Raw genomic sequence first — 13,831 nt, forward strand, 5'->3', positions numbered from 1 at the left:
ACCGTCCTCTTCAGGCCTGATCGTCGATTGTTGACAATCTGGCGACTGCTCAGTGCAGGCGCAAGGAAATTTCGAAATTCGAAGAGGGACGCCTTACTCTCCCTGGCCGTGCGCCAAATTAGCTGGCGGAATCACGCCGCGACAAAAGCCTCTCAAGACGGCTCTTCACCGCCGGACTGGGGCGGCCCGCCCCAAGCCGACGCGCCAGCAGGAATGGATCATCACCAAGCTCTAACGTTTTTTGGATTGTTCTAAGCTCTTCCTTGCAGATCACATCGATGACCTTGAGTTCATCATCGCGCCCTTCGTAGCGCGCTGGCGCAAGCCTTTCTTTGACGGTGCCTTTTCTCCAGAAGAACCGGCCGACATCTTCTAGCGTCCGCCCTCGCCGGCGCTGCGCCAATTCCACGACAGCCCCTCGAAACTGACTGCTGATACGCTGGACTCCGTGATGTCGAGCAATCCGCCTGACGAGCACGTCTTCGTGCACCGGGCCTTCCGTATCGATCACATGATCAATCATGGCAGCAAGGCGCTTCTCATAACCTTCGGAATAGAACTGATCGAAATCAGGGCGATAGCGTTCTTGATCGAGATTCGCGAAGACATAGTGCCCATCGGCTGCCGACGGAACGCCCAGCTCAACAAGACCAGCCGACCGTGAAATCTGCGAAGGAGGCATCACGCGATCATGAAAGCTTCCCGCTTCCAGAGATCGCGTTGCCGGCTGGGAAGCTTCTGCCCGCGTGCTCTCATCACGAGAGTGATCATCGACCATGTCTTCAATTGGCGTGACGTCAGCCACGGGAGACGCCGATACATCAACCACCGCACTTTGCTGCGCACTCTTTGCGCGTGCCGCTTCGAGCTGGGTGGTAAGTGCCTGATGGAGCTTGTCGGCGGCCCTGGCGGAATGCGTCCACCAATCCGTCGACCAGACGCGAAACAATGTCCAACCGAGCCCTTCCAGAACCGATTGCCGAATCTTGTCGCGTTCCCGGGCAAATCCCGAGCTGTGATACATGGCGCCATCACACTCGACGCCCGCCAGATACACCCCTGGAAAATCCGGATGCACAATGCCCAGATCAACACGATAGGCAGAGACGCCGATCTGGGTGTGAACGGTCCATCCCTTGCCGCGCAGTGCCTCTGCAACCGCCATCTCGAACGGCGAATCGAAACCTCCTTTGGAGCCATACACTGCCGCCCCCAAAGCAGTTGCCCCCCGCTCCGCGTATTCCAGGAAGTGTTTCAGGTCCGCTACAGCGCGGGCCTGCGTGCGAGACAGGTCGATCCTCTTCGGGTCCAATGTCGAGAACACCACCAGCTCGGAGCGGGCACGCGTCAAGGCGACGTTAAGCCGGCGCTCACCACCGGATCGGTTGAGAGGTCCGAAGTTCATCGTTACATGGCCGCTCTGGTCCGGCCCGTAAGTCACGCTGAACAGGATGATGTCGCGCTCGTCTCCCTGGACAGTCTCCAGATTCTTAACGAAGACTGGCTCGAGCATTGCATCCTGAGAGAAGGCCCACTCGATATCCGGCCGCTTGACGCGAGCATCGTCAAGAAGGTTCTCGATAAGCGTCTGTTGCTCCGAATTGAAGGTCACGACACCAATCGACGCCTTGGAGACCGATGGGTCGTGGTGCGTAAGGCGCCGCACGATTTCCGCGACAACCGCCTTGGCTTCGCCTTCGTTATGCCGCGCTCCTCCTCGCGCATAAAATCCTGCTGGCCTGATCAGACGGATGCCCTGGTCGGGATTGACGGGCGCCGGAAAGGTGACCAGCGAACTGTCGTAGTACCGGCTGTTCGAGAATGCGATCAGGCTTTCCCGGCGAGACCGGTAGTGCAGATTGAGAGTTCGCTGCGGAATGCTAGCCCCCAGCATTTCGTCCAGAATGCTTTCAAGATCTCCTTCGACGTCGATGTCACCGTCCGGGTCATCCTCACTTCGCGCAAAGAAATTCGACGGCGGCATCTGCTTGGGGTCTCCGGCCACGATTACCTGCTTCCCTCGCGCCAGCGCCCCGACCGCATCCCACACAGTGATTTGCGACGCCTCATCGAAGATGACGACATCGAACGGCGAATGATCGGCCGGCAGATATTGCGCGACCGACAGCGGAGACATCATCAGACAAGGCTTCAGTGCCGTAAGGGCATCGGGCGCCTCCTGAATGAGTTGGCGCACAGGTTTGTGCCTGGTCTTCTTCTCCATTTCCCTTCGCAGGGTTCCCCATGAACTAGTTGGCCTCTGCTGATTCACCCCCGGCACTTTTCCGGCCAAACGCGTGGCAATCTCAGCGGCTGTCAGTTTCTGATATTCGGCATCAACCTGCCGGAACTTCTCAATCGCATCGACGTGTTCATCGGTAGAGAAAGTCCGCAAGACGTCGTCTTCACCGATAACCGCAGCCGACCACCAGGCGCAGTAGGCTGCATAAAACGTCGCCTCGATCTCCTCGGCCAGAATCGAGCCACGCTCGATGCTTCGCACCAGCGGTTCAAGTCCGAGACTGATCGCTTCCGTCCTCCTCCGGCGCCAATGGCACCAGTCACGCAATTCAGCATGACGCGTTTCAATAGCCAGTGTCGCCTGCCTCGCCGTCGAAAACATATCTTCTGCCTCTGCCAGGCATTCCCGGGCGGCCTCACCCGCAGAGGCGGCGAAGGCGTCATGAGCTGACAGGAAGCTCGCATAGGCATTCGTCAGGTCAGCCGCCGCCCGCCCCACTACAGCTCCAGGCGCGAGCAAATCGTCACCCTCTTGCAGAAGGCTCCGTACTTTGGTGCGAACCTCAACTAGAATTGCCGAGTCACTGGCCAGGCGGCCAATCACAGCGCGGACCCGCACTCCCAGTTCCTTCAACGCCAACATCGCATCGGGATCTGTCGCGTAGCCTCGCCACCCCTTGATTTCAGACAGGAGATCGCCGAGCCGGTCTATGGCGTCGCCTTCCTGCCGCAAACGCGCAAGCAATGGAGCATCGGTCGCCGGAACCGGTATTCCCTTCGCGCCGCCTTCCTTCAGCTCTCCAAGCACGCGTCGGCGCGAAAAGAAGCTCTTAGGCCACCACGTGGAAGTCGCCGCCTTCCAGCGCCGCCCCACCTCATCACCATCGAGCTTGCGCCAAGCCAAAGCATCGTAAGGGCAACTCAACGAGGCCACAGCCTCAACGAATGACCGCAGACGCGATGCCGCTTCCGTCAGTCCATCGATCTTCTCTCCGCCGTTCGGGTCGAGGGCGTATCCGGCCTGCTTCTGCCAACATTCGCCCAATAAGGAAGCCAGGTCGGCCAGCGCCTGCAGGCCGGACATATTCCTGTAAGTCCCACCGATTCCCACAACACGCTGGAAGCCTTCACATGACCGCTCCAGCGCAAGCATGGATGCGGAAAGCCGCCCGGCACGCTCCACAATGTTGGCTTCCCACTGGGGCGACCAGTCATCATGGGTGACTAGTTGGAAGGGACTCTCAGAAGTATTGCCAACGGCCGTGACCTGAATGCGCAGCTTCTCCACCGCGTCACGCATCTCGCGCAACCCAGCTTCGTTATGATGATCAGCCGATGGCCACACCAGCGAAACGCGCGACGCCAGTGAGGCGTCACGGACCTTCAAGCCAATGGCGTGGTGCGCTGTCAGGCCATTCCGACGTCGCAAATGGAGCCGATCCACGATCCGGTTCAACCGGTCTCGCAAATCTCGGAGCCTTTTGCCCTCTCCCTCCCAATCCCCAGACGCAACGTTTTGTGCATAGCTCCAAGCATCTCGCAGCTGGTTCAGCACATCGGCCTTGCTGGCTTTGTTGGAGTGAAGTTCCAGGCAAAATCGCCCGAGTCCCACAGCCTTCAGACGCCTTTGGACGACGTCCAGCGCAGCCGTCTTTTCAGAGACAAACAGGACGGTTTTGCCCTGGCCGAGAATATGAGCGATCAGATTGCTGATCGTCTGGCTCTTGCCGGTACCAGGCGGGCCAATAACAATGAAATCCTTGCCACGATCTGCCGTCGCGATCGCCGCCATCTGAGATGCATCTGCCGGCAGCGGCGTCAGTAGCTCCGATGGATGGTACTTGCGGTCGATATCGCGGGTATCGACGAACTCAATTTCACTTCCGTAGCGATCTCGAGGCGTATCGAGCAGGTGCTTGACCACCGGATTCTTGCGGAGCGCATCCGTGCGATCCACGAGGTCCTTCCACATGAGATACTTCGCAAAGGAGAAGTGTCCGAGCACCACCTCCTCGACAACTTCGAATCCTGGCGCATCCTTTACGGCTCGGCGCATCCGCGCCCAAATGGAGGAGACGTCGATCCCGTTCCGGTCTGAGGGGAGTGAACCATCGAAATCCCGTATGTCGATACGGAAATCCTTTCGGAGCATTTCAAGCAGGGTCGTATTGAAGCGCGGTTCGTCATCATGTGCCAGCATACGAACGCCGCTACGAACCGACTTTCGCTCCAGCGTTACCGGCAGCAAGATCAACGGGGCACGAAAGCGCCGGTCGCTTTTGGCGTCCTGCTTCCACAGAAGAAAGCCGATGGCGAGATACAGGGTATTCGCTCCACCCTCCTGTAGCGCTGTTTGCGCCTTTCGGTAAATCTCGACCGCCCGGCGATTCAGTTCCTCTTCAGGGAGGTCGACAAGTACTTGCTTCTTATCGAGAGCCGCGCGCGCATACTCCTCGGTGATGATTTCGCCGGTGCGCTGCCGATGAACTTCTTCGTCTTGTCCAACACTGGACGGCTTCGGGACCGCGTGAATGGCAAATCGAGCACCCGCCGCAAGCCCGTCTTCTAGCAGCGCCGGATTGGGGCAGATCAAACGAAGACTGGTCTTTGACGATTTATGATTGAGCAGCGGATTCCGCGCCGAAAGATCCAGCAACTTGCGTTGCCAGCGCTCCAGTCGGCTCGCTGGCGTCTCGGGCAGGCCGTCATCCTCAACCCGCCCATCAAAATCGGGCAACGGTGGCGAGTCCTCCAATGCCTGTTCAGCCTCCGCTTGCTGCTCACCGTCGCTGGAGAGGGCTCCTCCCCCGAGCTTGCGCCCCAACGGCGTTATTCGATGAGCACGGGCGCGACGGATATCTACACCGGCGACGAACGTCTCGTCCTTGTCGGGCGAAATGCAGTCGTTGGCCGCGGTAACCGCCTTGGAGAACGGGGGTGCCGGGCGCGAAGTCGCAAAGGTCGTTTCGATCAGGACGAGTTCATTGAGCTGAACGCGTTTCCTCAACGTCTCGGCTTCATCCACGACAATCGAGGCCAATTCCTCGGGCTGGAGCCATACCCCGACGAACGCATGACCTTGGGGAAGCGCTATGATCGGATTAAGCCCCGCTTGCTCCAAGGCAGACGCAAAAAGCATCGTCGTATCGAGGCAGGTAGCGAGTCGCCCCTCCAGGATCTGCCCAGGGAGCCGGATCTTCTGGCCATTTTTCTCGAAGCTTGCGGGCGGAAGGGCATACGCAATACCCAGATTTGCGATTGCCGTGTAGACGGCAGACGCGATCTCCCAGACTCTCTGGCGGCTGCCCGATTTGTATCCATCGATGCCATCGTGCTTTCCAGCCTTGCGCAGGCACGTGCTGGCATCGCGAAGAACGCGGTCGATCGCCGGATCGTTCGGCATCGCGAACGCCGCAAGCAGTTCGGGCATATATCCGCCACCGCCCCACTCATTGTAGGCGAGCAACTCAACAATTTGCTGTTCCTGCCCAAGGACTCGATCGCCTGATTTCGCGACGATCGTCACTGTGCCTTTGATCGATTCGGCCAAGTCGAGCAGGAAGCCGCCATCGAGATCGATATCTCGGTTCTTGACCATCATCGTGCTCGCTGGCGAAAGACGATCCAGATGCCACGATTTCGGCTTGAGAAATGCAGGGCTGGCCGACAGCGTTACAACGACATCTGACAGTGCTGCCGCCGGATCGTTGTTGATGATCCGCAGGTCTCGCAGAAAAGCGAAAGAACTCTGATGGGCGGCGAAATTCAGCTTCGCCGCTGTTTCCGCCAGAATAGTCACAGCAGATGCTTGGACGGGGCTATCGCCTCCGTCGACTCCGGTTTGTTGTTCCCCCACGCGCCCCTCCCACGAGACGCACAGTTATGACATGGTTGCTTTTACCGTGGGAAGAGCTAGCGCTCCGGTTGCACCCTGCACAAAGCAGGTATCAGCCGATACCTGCAGGGCTGCCTGTAGGCACGAATATCCGACGAAGACGCGGGCACCTCCCCATCTGAATGGGGAGGCGTTCGAGGTCGTGAGGTCAGTAGCTCTTGTAGCCCAGGAACTTGCCCGACATGGCGATCTTCACCCGGTCGCCCTTCTGGTCGGGCTGGCGCTCCATGGTCATGTCGAAGTCGATGGCGCTCATGATGCCGTCGCCGAATTCCTCCTGGATCAGCTCCTTCCAGGTCGTGCCGTAGACCTGCACCAGCTCGTAGAAGCGGTAGATCAGCGGGTCGGTCGGCGGGATCTGGGGCAGCGAGCCGCGATAGGGCACTTCCTGCAGCAGCAGCACTTCTTCCTTGCCCAGGCCGAACAGCTTGCCGGCCTTGGTGGCCTGCTCCTTGGTCATCTTCATCTGGCCCATGCAGGCCGCGGTGACGATGATCTTCGAGGCGCCGCCGATCTTCTTGGCGATCTCTTCCCAGGTCAGTTCCTTCATGCGCTTGGCCGTCAGGATCTTCTCTGTGACTTCAGCCCGCTTCATTGCCGTCTCCCGGTTGTTAAAGGCACGATCTCGGCCGGCGGATTGACCGCCGACAATTTCATGGACATGAGGCCAGGTTTCACCAGCTTCGGCCGACGCGGATCGAAGCCGTGCTCCGCAACCTCGCGATCGAACGCCTTCGAGCGGTTCACGAGGAACTCCACCAGGTGGTTGCGGATCGCGTAGTACTGCGGATGGCGATGCAGGTCGTTCCGGTGCCGCTCGTTCTTCGGCATGGTGTTGACCACGATCTCGGCGATGCGCGCGCCCGGGCCGTTGGTCATCAGCACGATCTTGTCGGCGAGCAGGATCGCCTCGTCGACATCGTGGGTGATCATGAACACGGTCTGCTGCGTGTCGGCGCAGATGCGCAGCACCTCGTCCTGCAGCATGCCGCGCGTCAGCGCGTCGAGGGCGCTGAACGGCTCGTCCATTAGCAGCATCTTGGGCTGAATGGAGAGCGCGCGGGCGATGCCGACCCGCTGCTTCATGCCCCCCGAAAGCTGCGCCGGCCTCTTGTTCTCCGCGCCGGCGAGGCCGACCAGCTCGATGAAGCGCATCGCATGATCGCGCACCTTGGCGCGATCCCAGCTCGGCCAGCGCGAGGAGACGGCGAAGGCGATGTTGCCCATCACCGTCATCCACGGCAGCAAAGCATGGCCCTGGAAGATCACGGCGCGGTCGAGGCTCGGCCCGTCGATCTCGCGATTGTCGACGATGACGGCGCCGCCGCTCGGGCTATCGAGGCCGGCCAGCACGTTCAGGATCGTGGTCTTGCCGCAGCCGGAATGGCCGATCAGGCAGCAGAACTCCCCCTTGTCGACGCCGAACCAGATGTCTTCGAACACGGCGGGCTGGCCGGTCTCGCCGAAGCGGCGCGCCAGTCCTTCGACGCTGATGAGCGGACGGTTTTCCATGGCGCGCCTATTCCGGATAGGTGACGAGCTTGGCGAGCCAGGCCAGGCCCTGGTCGAGCAGGAGACCGACCAGGCCGATCAGCAGGATCGCCGTCACGATGTTGGCGATCGAGAGGTTGTTCCACTCGTTCCACACGAAGTAGCCGATGCCGGTGCCGCCCACGAGCATCTCGGCCGCCACGATCACCAGCCAGGCGATGCCGACGGAGATGCGCATGCCGGTCATGATGGTCGGCGCGGCGGCCGGCAGGATCACCTTGAAGGCGGTGCGGAACGGCCCGACCTCGAGCGTGCGCGCCACGTTCAGCCATTCCTTGCGCACGCTGCCCACGCCAAACGCGGTGTTGATCAGCATCGGCCAGATCGAGCAGATGAAGATCACGAAGATCGAGGAGATGGCGCTATCCTTGATCGTGTAGAGCGCGAGCGGCATCCAGGCGAGCGGCGAAACCGGCTTCAGGATCTGTATGAAGGGATCGAGCGCGCGATAGACCAGCGGCGACATGCCGATCAGGAAGCCCAGCGGAATAGCCACGAGGGCGGCGAGCCCGAAGCCCAGCAGCACGCGGCCCAGCGAATAGGCGAGCTGGATGCCGATGCCCTTGTCGTTGCTGCCGCGGATATAGAAGGGATCGGCGAGGTGCTTCCAGATCGTGGCGCCGATATCGGCCGGCGTCGGCATCGCCGACTTCGAGCCTGTCGCCGCCGCGGCGCCGACCAGCTTGGCATATTCCGGGTCCATGGCCGGGCCGCTGCCCGCCGTCGGCATCGTGGCGGCCTGCCAGATGCCGACGATCGCCACGAAGATCAGGAGCGACAGCAGGCCCGCCCGCAGGCCGAGCGAGGCTTTCAGCATGCCTGCTCCTCATGCTCCAAACGCACAGCCCTCATCCTGAGGAGCGAGCGCAGCGAGCGTCTCGAAGGATGGGCCAAGGACACCTCGCCTGCAGCCCATCCTTCGAGACGGCTACTGCGCAGCCTCCTCAGGATGAGGTCGGGTTTTGGTCCCGCCGACAAAGTCACGAGCTCAGGTCCGCTTGATGGCGAAGCTGTTGACGTAGTCGTCGGGCTTGGACGAATCGAAGGGCTTGCCCATCACCACGATCGTCTTCTTCGACGGATCGGGCGGGGTGAGGCCCATCTCCTTCATCATGTTGGCCGTGTCGGTGGCGAGATAGACCTCTGACGCGACCTTGGCGTAGTCGACGTCGCCCTTGAGCTGACCCCAGCGCTTCATCTGGGTCATGATCCAGATCGCGAACTGGTTCCACGGGAAGGGATCGAAGTCGATGCGCTCCGGGTCCTTCTTCACGCCCCCCAGCCCGTCGGCATAGGTGCCGGTCAGGATCTGCTCCAGCACCGTCTCGGGCTGGTTCAGGTAGTTGGCCGGCGCGATCGCCTTGGCGATCTCCTTGCGGTTCTCCTGCTTGTGGGCATAGGCGGTCGCATCGATGATCGACTTGAGCAGCGCGCGATAGGAGTTGGGATTCTGGGTCGCGAATTCCTTGCTGACGGTGAAGGCGCAGCAGGGATGGCCGTCCCAAAGCTCCTTGGTCAGCAGGTGGATGAAGCCGATGCCGTCGAACACCGCGCGCTGGTTGAACGGATCGGGGCCGAGATAGCCGTCGATATTGTCGGCGCGCAGGTTGGCGACCATTTCCGGCGGCGGCACCGAGCGGATCGAGATGTCCTTGTCGGGGTCGAGCCCGTGCTCCGCCACGTAGTAGCGCAGCAGGTAGTTGTGCATCGAATAGTCGAACGGCACGGCGAAGCGGAAGCCCTTCCAGTCCTTCGGGTTGCGCTTGTCCTTGTGCTTGTTCGCGAGGGTGATCGCCTGGCCGTTGATGTTCTCGATCGCCGGCATCGTCCACGGCACCGGGTTCGAGCCGACGCCCAGCGAGATGGCGATCGGCATCGGCGAGAGCATGTGCGAGGCGTCGTATTCCTTGGCCAGCGACTTGTCGCGGATCACCGCCCAGCCGGCCGTCTTCACGACTTCGACGTTCAGCCCCTGCTTGGAATAGAAGCCCATCGGATGGGCCATGATGATGGGCGTGGCGCAGGTGATGGGGATGAAGCCGACCTTGAGGTCCTTCTTCTCCGGCGTCCCACCCTGGGCGAAGGCCTCACGGGCGGCGCCGAGCGGCAGGACCGAGGAAATGGCAGCCATCGCGGTGGCCGCCCCGACCGTCTTCAGGAACTGGCGGCGCTGGGCGTCGACCGGGAACACGGCACGCAGGACGGCGGCATCGACCACCCGGTTCCAGCGATCCTCCTCCCCCGCCGGCACGGCCGCCGCCGTCAGGCGGGCATGGTCGGTCTGGCTGTGGTTGCCGCCGCAGCTGCAGCCGCCGCGGCCGAGCAGCGCCTTCGGATCGAACGGGTCCTTGAACATCGATGCCTCCTCCAGTCTTGGTGCCGGCATGCGGTGCGCGGCGTGCTTGGAGGCAGAAAGGCAAGGCCTGTGCCAATCGCTCAGGACGTGCAGAAACCCTGAAGGAGCAAGGCTCCGGCCTCAACATTTGCTCAAATAATCGGCAGAATCTCCCGACTCGTTCTGCGGAATCGACGGATTCGAATCTTAACGTTGGGGATTAAATTCATGGAATCCCTGACTCTTTCCCCGTTTTACACGGCCCTTTCTTATTGCGCAGGGGGGCATCCTTTGGCAGGCTAGCGTTAGTGGGTTGTTGGGTGCCCACCACGATATGTCGACCACCCGCCTCAAGAATGGCTCAGTGGAGCCGCACGGCGGAATGGTTGGGGAGTAGCTCGATGGCGTTATCTCGACATGAGCGGACACGATTGAAGTCTGACCTGAATCCGCTCGAAATGATCGAGAAGGTCGTGTCCGCCAACGACTGGCCGTTCGACCGCACCTCGGACCGCGAAATCGCCGTCGAGGTCGCAGGCCGCTGGTGCGACTACCGCATGTTCTTCAGCTGGCGCGACGATGTCGAGGCGCTGCACTTCACCTGCGCCTACGACGTTCGCATTCCCACCGAGCGGCATTCCGACATCCATGGGCTGCTGGCCCTGATCAACGAAAAGATGTGGCTGGGTCACTTCGATCTGTGGACCGAAGAAGGCCTGCCGATGTTCCGCCACGCCATCCCGCTGCGCGGGACCAAGGGCTTGATGGCCGAACAGCTGAACGACCTCGTCGAGGTGGCAATCACCGAGAGCGAGCGCTTCTACCCCGCCTTTCAGTACGTCGTCTGGGCCGGCAAGAGCCCCGCCGACGCGTTGACCGCCTCCATCCTGGAGACGGTCGGCGAAGCCTGAACCGACAAGGACCTTCCGACGCCCCCTCTCGCTAAAAACTCAAAAACACTCTCGTTCGGATAGTCCCCAGCGGCGCCGATCCCCCCGGATCGGCGCCGCGACGATTTTGGGAACGCGATTCCCCGGCTATAAGGGTCGCCTTCATGAGCACCCTTTCAGCGTTTCTCCTGGCCGCGCTTCCCCTGGCGATCCCGTATCCCGAGATCGACCCCGTCCTGGTCCAGCTCGGACCCTTCGCCATCCGCTGGTATGCCCTGGCCTATATCGCGGGCCTGGTGATCGGCTGGCAGGTCATGCGCCGTGTCTGCGAACAGCCGCCCAAGGTGCTGTCGCCCCTCAAGATCGACGATTTCCTGCTGTGGGCCGCGCTCGGCGTCATCCTGGGCGGGCGGCTGGGCTACGTGCTGTTCTACAAGCCGGGCTTCTATCTGGAACATCCGCTGTCGGCGCTCACCCTGTGGGAGGGCGGCATGTCGTTCCACGGCGGGTTGCTGGGCGTCATCGTCGCCATCCTGCTCTTTGCTAAGCGCAACCAGACCGATCCGTTCATGCTCTCGGACCTGGTGGCGATCGTGGCGCCGCTCGGCCTGTTCTTCGGCCGCCTCGCCAACTTCATCAACGGCGAGCTTTGGGGCCGCGTGAGCGACGTGCCATGGGCCATGGTCTTCCCGCGCGGCGGCCCCCTCCCGCGCCATCCCAGCCAGCTCTACCAGGCCTTCTTCGAGGGCGTGCTGCTGACCCTCATCGTGGTCGCGGTGTGGAAGCTCACCGAGGGCCGCCGCCGGCCCGGCCTGCTGACCGGCGTGTTCTGCGCGGGCTACGGCCTGGCCCGCATCGTGGGCGAGATCTTCCGCGAGCCCGACGCCCATCTCGGCTACCTGTGGGGGCCGATCACCATGGGCATGCTGCTGTCGCTGCCGGTGCTGCTGTTCGGCCTCTGGCTGATCGGACGCGCCTATCGCAAGCCCTCCCTGCCGTGACCCGGGCGCCGTGACCGAACCCTCATGACTGAACTGGGCGGGCTGATCGCGCGCCGCATCGCGCTCACCGGTCCGATCTCGCTCGCCGACTTCATGGCGGAGGCGATGGGGCATCCGCGGCTCGGCTACTATCGCCATGCCACCCCCGTCGGCGCCGCCGGCGACTTCACCACCGCCCCCGAAATCTCGCAGATGTTCGGCGAGCTGATTGGCGCCTGGCTGGCCGAGCGCTGGCTGGCGATGGGCCGGCCGTCCCCCGTGGGGCTGGTCGAGCTGGGTCCCGGCCGCGGCACCCTGATGGCCGATGCGCTGCGCGCGACACGCGGCGTGCCGGGCTTCCATGCCGCGATCGACCTCCATCTCGTCGACATCAACGCGCCGCTGCGCGAGGCCCAGCGCTCTACGCTGCAGGCCTACAGGCCCGCCTGGCACGAGCGCTTCGACGAGGTGCCGGCGGGGCCGCTGCTGCTGGTGGCCAACGAATTCTTCGACGCGCTGCCGGTGCGCCAGTTTCATCGCACGGCCAGAGGCTGGCGCGAGCGCATGGTGGGCCTCGACGAAGCGGGAGGACTGCGGCTGGGCCTGGCGCCCGGCGCGACACCCTTCGCTTCACTGCTGCCCGACCTGGAGGAAGGCGCGGAGGCCGAGATCAGCGAAGCCGGCCGGACTCTGGCCGGCGCGATCGGGATGCGCATCGCCCGCGACGGCGGATGGGCGCTCATCATCGACTACGGGCTGGAGAGTGCCGGCCGCGCGGCCTCGCTGCAGGCGGTGCGCGGCCATCAGGGGGCAGCCATTCTCGACCGTCCCGGCGAGACCGATCTCAGCGCCCATGTCGATTTTGCTGCACTCGCCGCGTCCGCCGGCGTCGCGGCGTTTGGCCCGGTGGGCCAGGGCGAGTTCCTGCGGCGTCTGGGGCTTCCAGAGCGTGCGCAGGCGCTGAAGCGCAGTGCAAAGGCAGCACAGGCCGATGCCATCGATGCGGCATCGGCCCGCTTGATCGCGCCCGACCAAATGGGCACCCTCTTTCGCGTGCTGGCCCTCGGCGACGGCAAGACCGCCCCGCCCGCCGGCTTTACGGATTTCCCCGCGGACGGTTCATGATCCAGGCTCAGACACTCGCCGCCCTCGACGGGGTACAGCACCGATTCTTCACCCGCCGCGGCGGCGTGAGCACGGGCCTCTTTTCGTCGCTCAACTGCGGCTATGGCTCGGCCGATGCGCCGGAGAACGTGCGCGAGAACCGGCGCCGTGCGGCCGAACAGTTCGGCCTCGACGAACCCGACCTGCAGACCGTGCACCAGATTCATTCGGCCGACGTGCTGACGGTGGCGGCGGAACGCTGGACTTCGCCCGGAGCGCCCAGGGCGGACGGCCTCGTGACCGACCGGCCGGGCGTCGCGCTGGGGGTGATGGCAGCCGATTGCGCGCCGGTGCTGCTGGCCGACGGCGACGCCTCGGTGATCGGCGCCGCGCATGCCGGCTGGAAGGGCGCGCTGGGCGGTGTCGTCGACGCCACCATCGCGGCGATGGAGAAGCTGGGCGCCCGGCGCGAACGCATCCGGGTCGTGGTCGGACCCTGCATCGGGCCGGCATCCTACGAGGTCGGACCGGAATTCCCCGCGCCGTTCCTCGCCCAGGACGAGGCCAACGCAGCCTTCTTCCGCGCGGCCACCCGCGCCGGCCATTTCATGTTCGACCTGCCCGGCTACCTCGTGCACCGCATTGCGCGCAACGGCGTCGCCGTGAGCGCGACCGGCCACGACACGCTGACCGGCACGGACGATTTCTTCAGCTACCGGCGCAACACGCTTCAGGGCGTGCGCGACTACGGGCGCGGCCTGTCGGCGATCGCCCTCGCGGCCTGACGTGCCCTACTTCATCATCCTGATGGTCTGTTGCCTGCTCGGGGTTATCG

Annotated in this window: 9 protein-coding genes; 4 read left to right on the plus strand and 5 right to left on the minus strand. The window is 62.9% G+C overall.

The window, feature by feature from the left end; translation table 11 throughout:
- Positions 1–118: 118 nt before the first annotated feature.
- The 5 genes from ACP15H_RS22420 to ACP15H_RS22440 all read right to left on the minus strand — a co-directional run bounded on the left by ACP15H_RS22420 (position 119) and on the right by ACP15H_RS22440 (position 10,043).
- The gene (locus tag ACP15H_RS22420; RefSeq protein ID WP_425068350.1) at positions 119–6,040 is read right to left on the minus strand and encodes a DUF3320 domain-containing protein; all 5,922 of its coding nucleotides are present in this window, start codon (positions 6,038–6,040) and stop codon (positions 119–121) included.
- Between the two features lie 244 nt (positions 6,041–6,284).
- Positions 6,285–6,731 (minus strand): cyanase, encoded by a 447-nt coding sequence (gene cynS, locus ACP15H_RS22425; RefSeq protein ID WP_425068351.1) that lies wholly within the window; start codon positions 6,729–6,731, stop codon positions 6,285–6,287.
- On the minus strand, positions 6,728–7,648 hold the full coding sequence (locus tag ACP15H_RS22430; RefSeq protein WP_425068352.1) for an ABC transporter ATP-binding protein: 921 nt from the start codon (positions 7,646–7,648) through the stop codon (positions 6,728–6,730). The genes cynS and ACP15H_RS22430 overlap by 4 nt, the downstream gene beginning before the upstream one ends.
- 7 nt (positions 7,649–7,655) lie before the next feature.
- Positions 7,656–8,504, minus strand: a complete 849-nt coding sequence (gene ntrB / locus ACP15H_RS22435) for a nitrate ABC transporter permease (protein ID WP_425068353.1) — start codon at positions 8,502–8,504, stop codon at positions 7,656–7,658.
- Positions 8,505–8,675: 171 nt separating this feature from the next.
- Positions 8,676–10,043, minus strand: a complete 1,368-nt coding sequence (locus ACP15H_RS22440; protein ID WP_425068354.1) for an ABC transporter substrate-binding protein — start codon at positions 10,041–10,043, stop codon at positions 8,676–8,678.
- Between the two features lie 410 nt (positions 10,044–10,453).
- Here ACP15H_RS22440 and ACP15H_RS22445 point away from each other — a divergent pair, with 410 nt between their 5' ends.
- The 4 genes from ACP15H_RS22445 (at position 10,454) to pgeF (ending at position 13,781) form a co-directional block, all read left to right on the plus strand.
- A complete protein-coding gene (locus tag ACP15H_RS22445) occupies positions 10,454–10,933 on the plus strand; it encodes a YbjN domain-containing protein (protein WP_295144536.1) in 480 nt (159 codons plus the stop codon).
- A gap of 143 nt (positions 10,934–11,076) precedes the next feature.
- Complete coding sequence (gene lgt, locus ACP15H_RS22450) at positions 11,077–11,913, plus strand: prolipoprotein diacylglyceryl transferase (RefSeq protein WP_425068355.1); 837 nt, start codon at positions 11,077–11,079, stop codon at positions 11,911–11,913.
- Positions 11,914–11,937: 24 nt separating this feature from the next.
- Entirely contained in the window at positions 11,938–13,017 is a 1,080-nt protein-coding gene (locus ACP15H_RS22455; protein WP_425068356.1) for a class I SAM-dependent methyltransferase, read from the plus strand.
- Positions 13,014–13,781 (plus strand): peptidoglycan editing factor PgeF, encoded by a 768-nt coding sequence (pgeF, locus tag ACP15H_RS22460; protein ID WP_425068357.1) that lies wholly within the window; start codon positions 13,014–13,016, stop codon positions 13,779–13,781. The genes ACP15H_RS22455 and pgeF overlap by 4 nt, the downstream gene beginning before the upstream one ends.
- Positions 13,782–13,831 lie beyond the last annotated feature (50 nt).

It is taken from the genome of Reyranella sp. (assembly GCF_965249915.1).
Classification (GTDB): Bacteria; Pseudomonadota; Alphaproteobacteria; order Reyranellales; family Reyranellaceae; genus Reyranella.

Bases quoted from the DNA above. Each gene is read 5' to 3' on its own strand.
- lgt (WP_425068355.1), top strand. From the start codon at position 11,077: ATGAGCACCCTTTCAGCGTTTCTCCTGGCCGCGCTTCCCCTGGCGATC.
- cynS (WP_425068351.1), bottom strand. From the start codon at position 6,731: ATGAAGCGGGCTGAAGTCACAGAGAAGATCCTGACGGCCAAGCGCATG.
- ACP15H_RS22455 (WP_425068356.1), top strand. From the start codon at position 11,938: ATGACTGAACTGGGCGGGCTGATCGCGCGCCGCATCGCGCTCACCGGT.
- ACP15H_RS22430 (WP_425068352.1), bottom strand. From the start codon at position 7,648: ATGGAAAACCGTCCGCTCATCAGCGTCGAAGGACTGGCGCGCCGCTTC.
- pgeF (WP_425068357.1), top strand. From the start codon at position 13,014: ATGATCCAGGCTCAGACACTCGCCGCCCTCGACGGGGTACAGCACCGA.
- ACP15H_RS22440 (WP_425068354.1), bottom strand. From the start codon at position 10,043: ATGTTCAAGGACCCGTTCGATCCGAAGGCGCTGCTCGGCCGCGGCGGC.
- ntrB (WP_425068353.1), bottom strand. From the start codon at position 8,504: ATGCTGAAAGCCTCGCTCGGCCTGCGGGCGGGCCTGCTGTCGCTCCTG.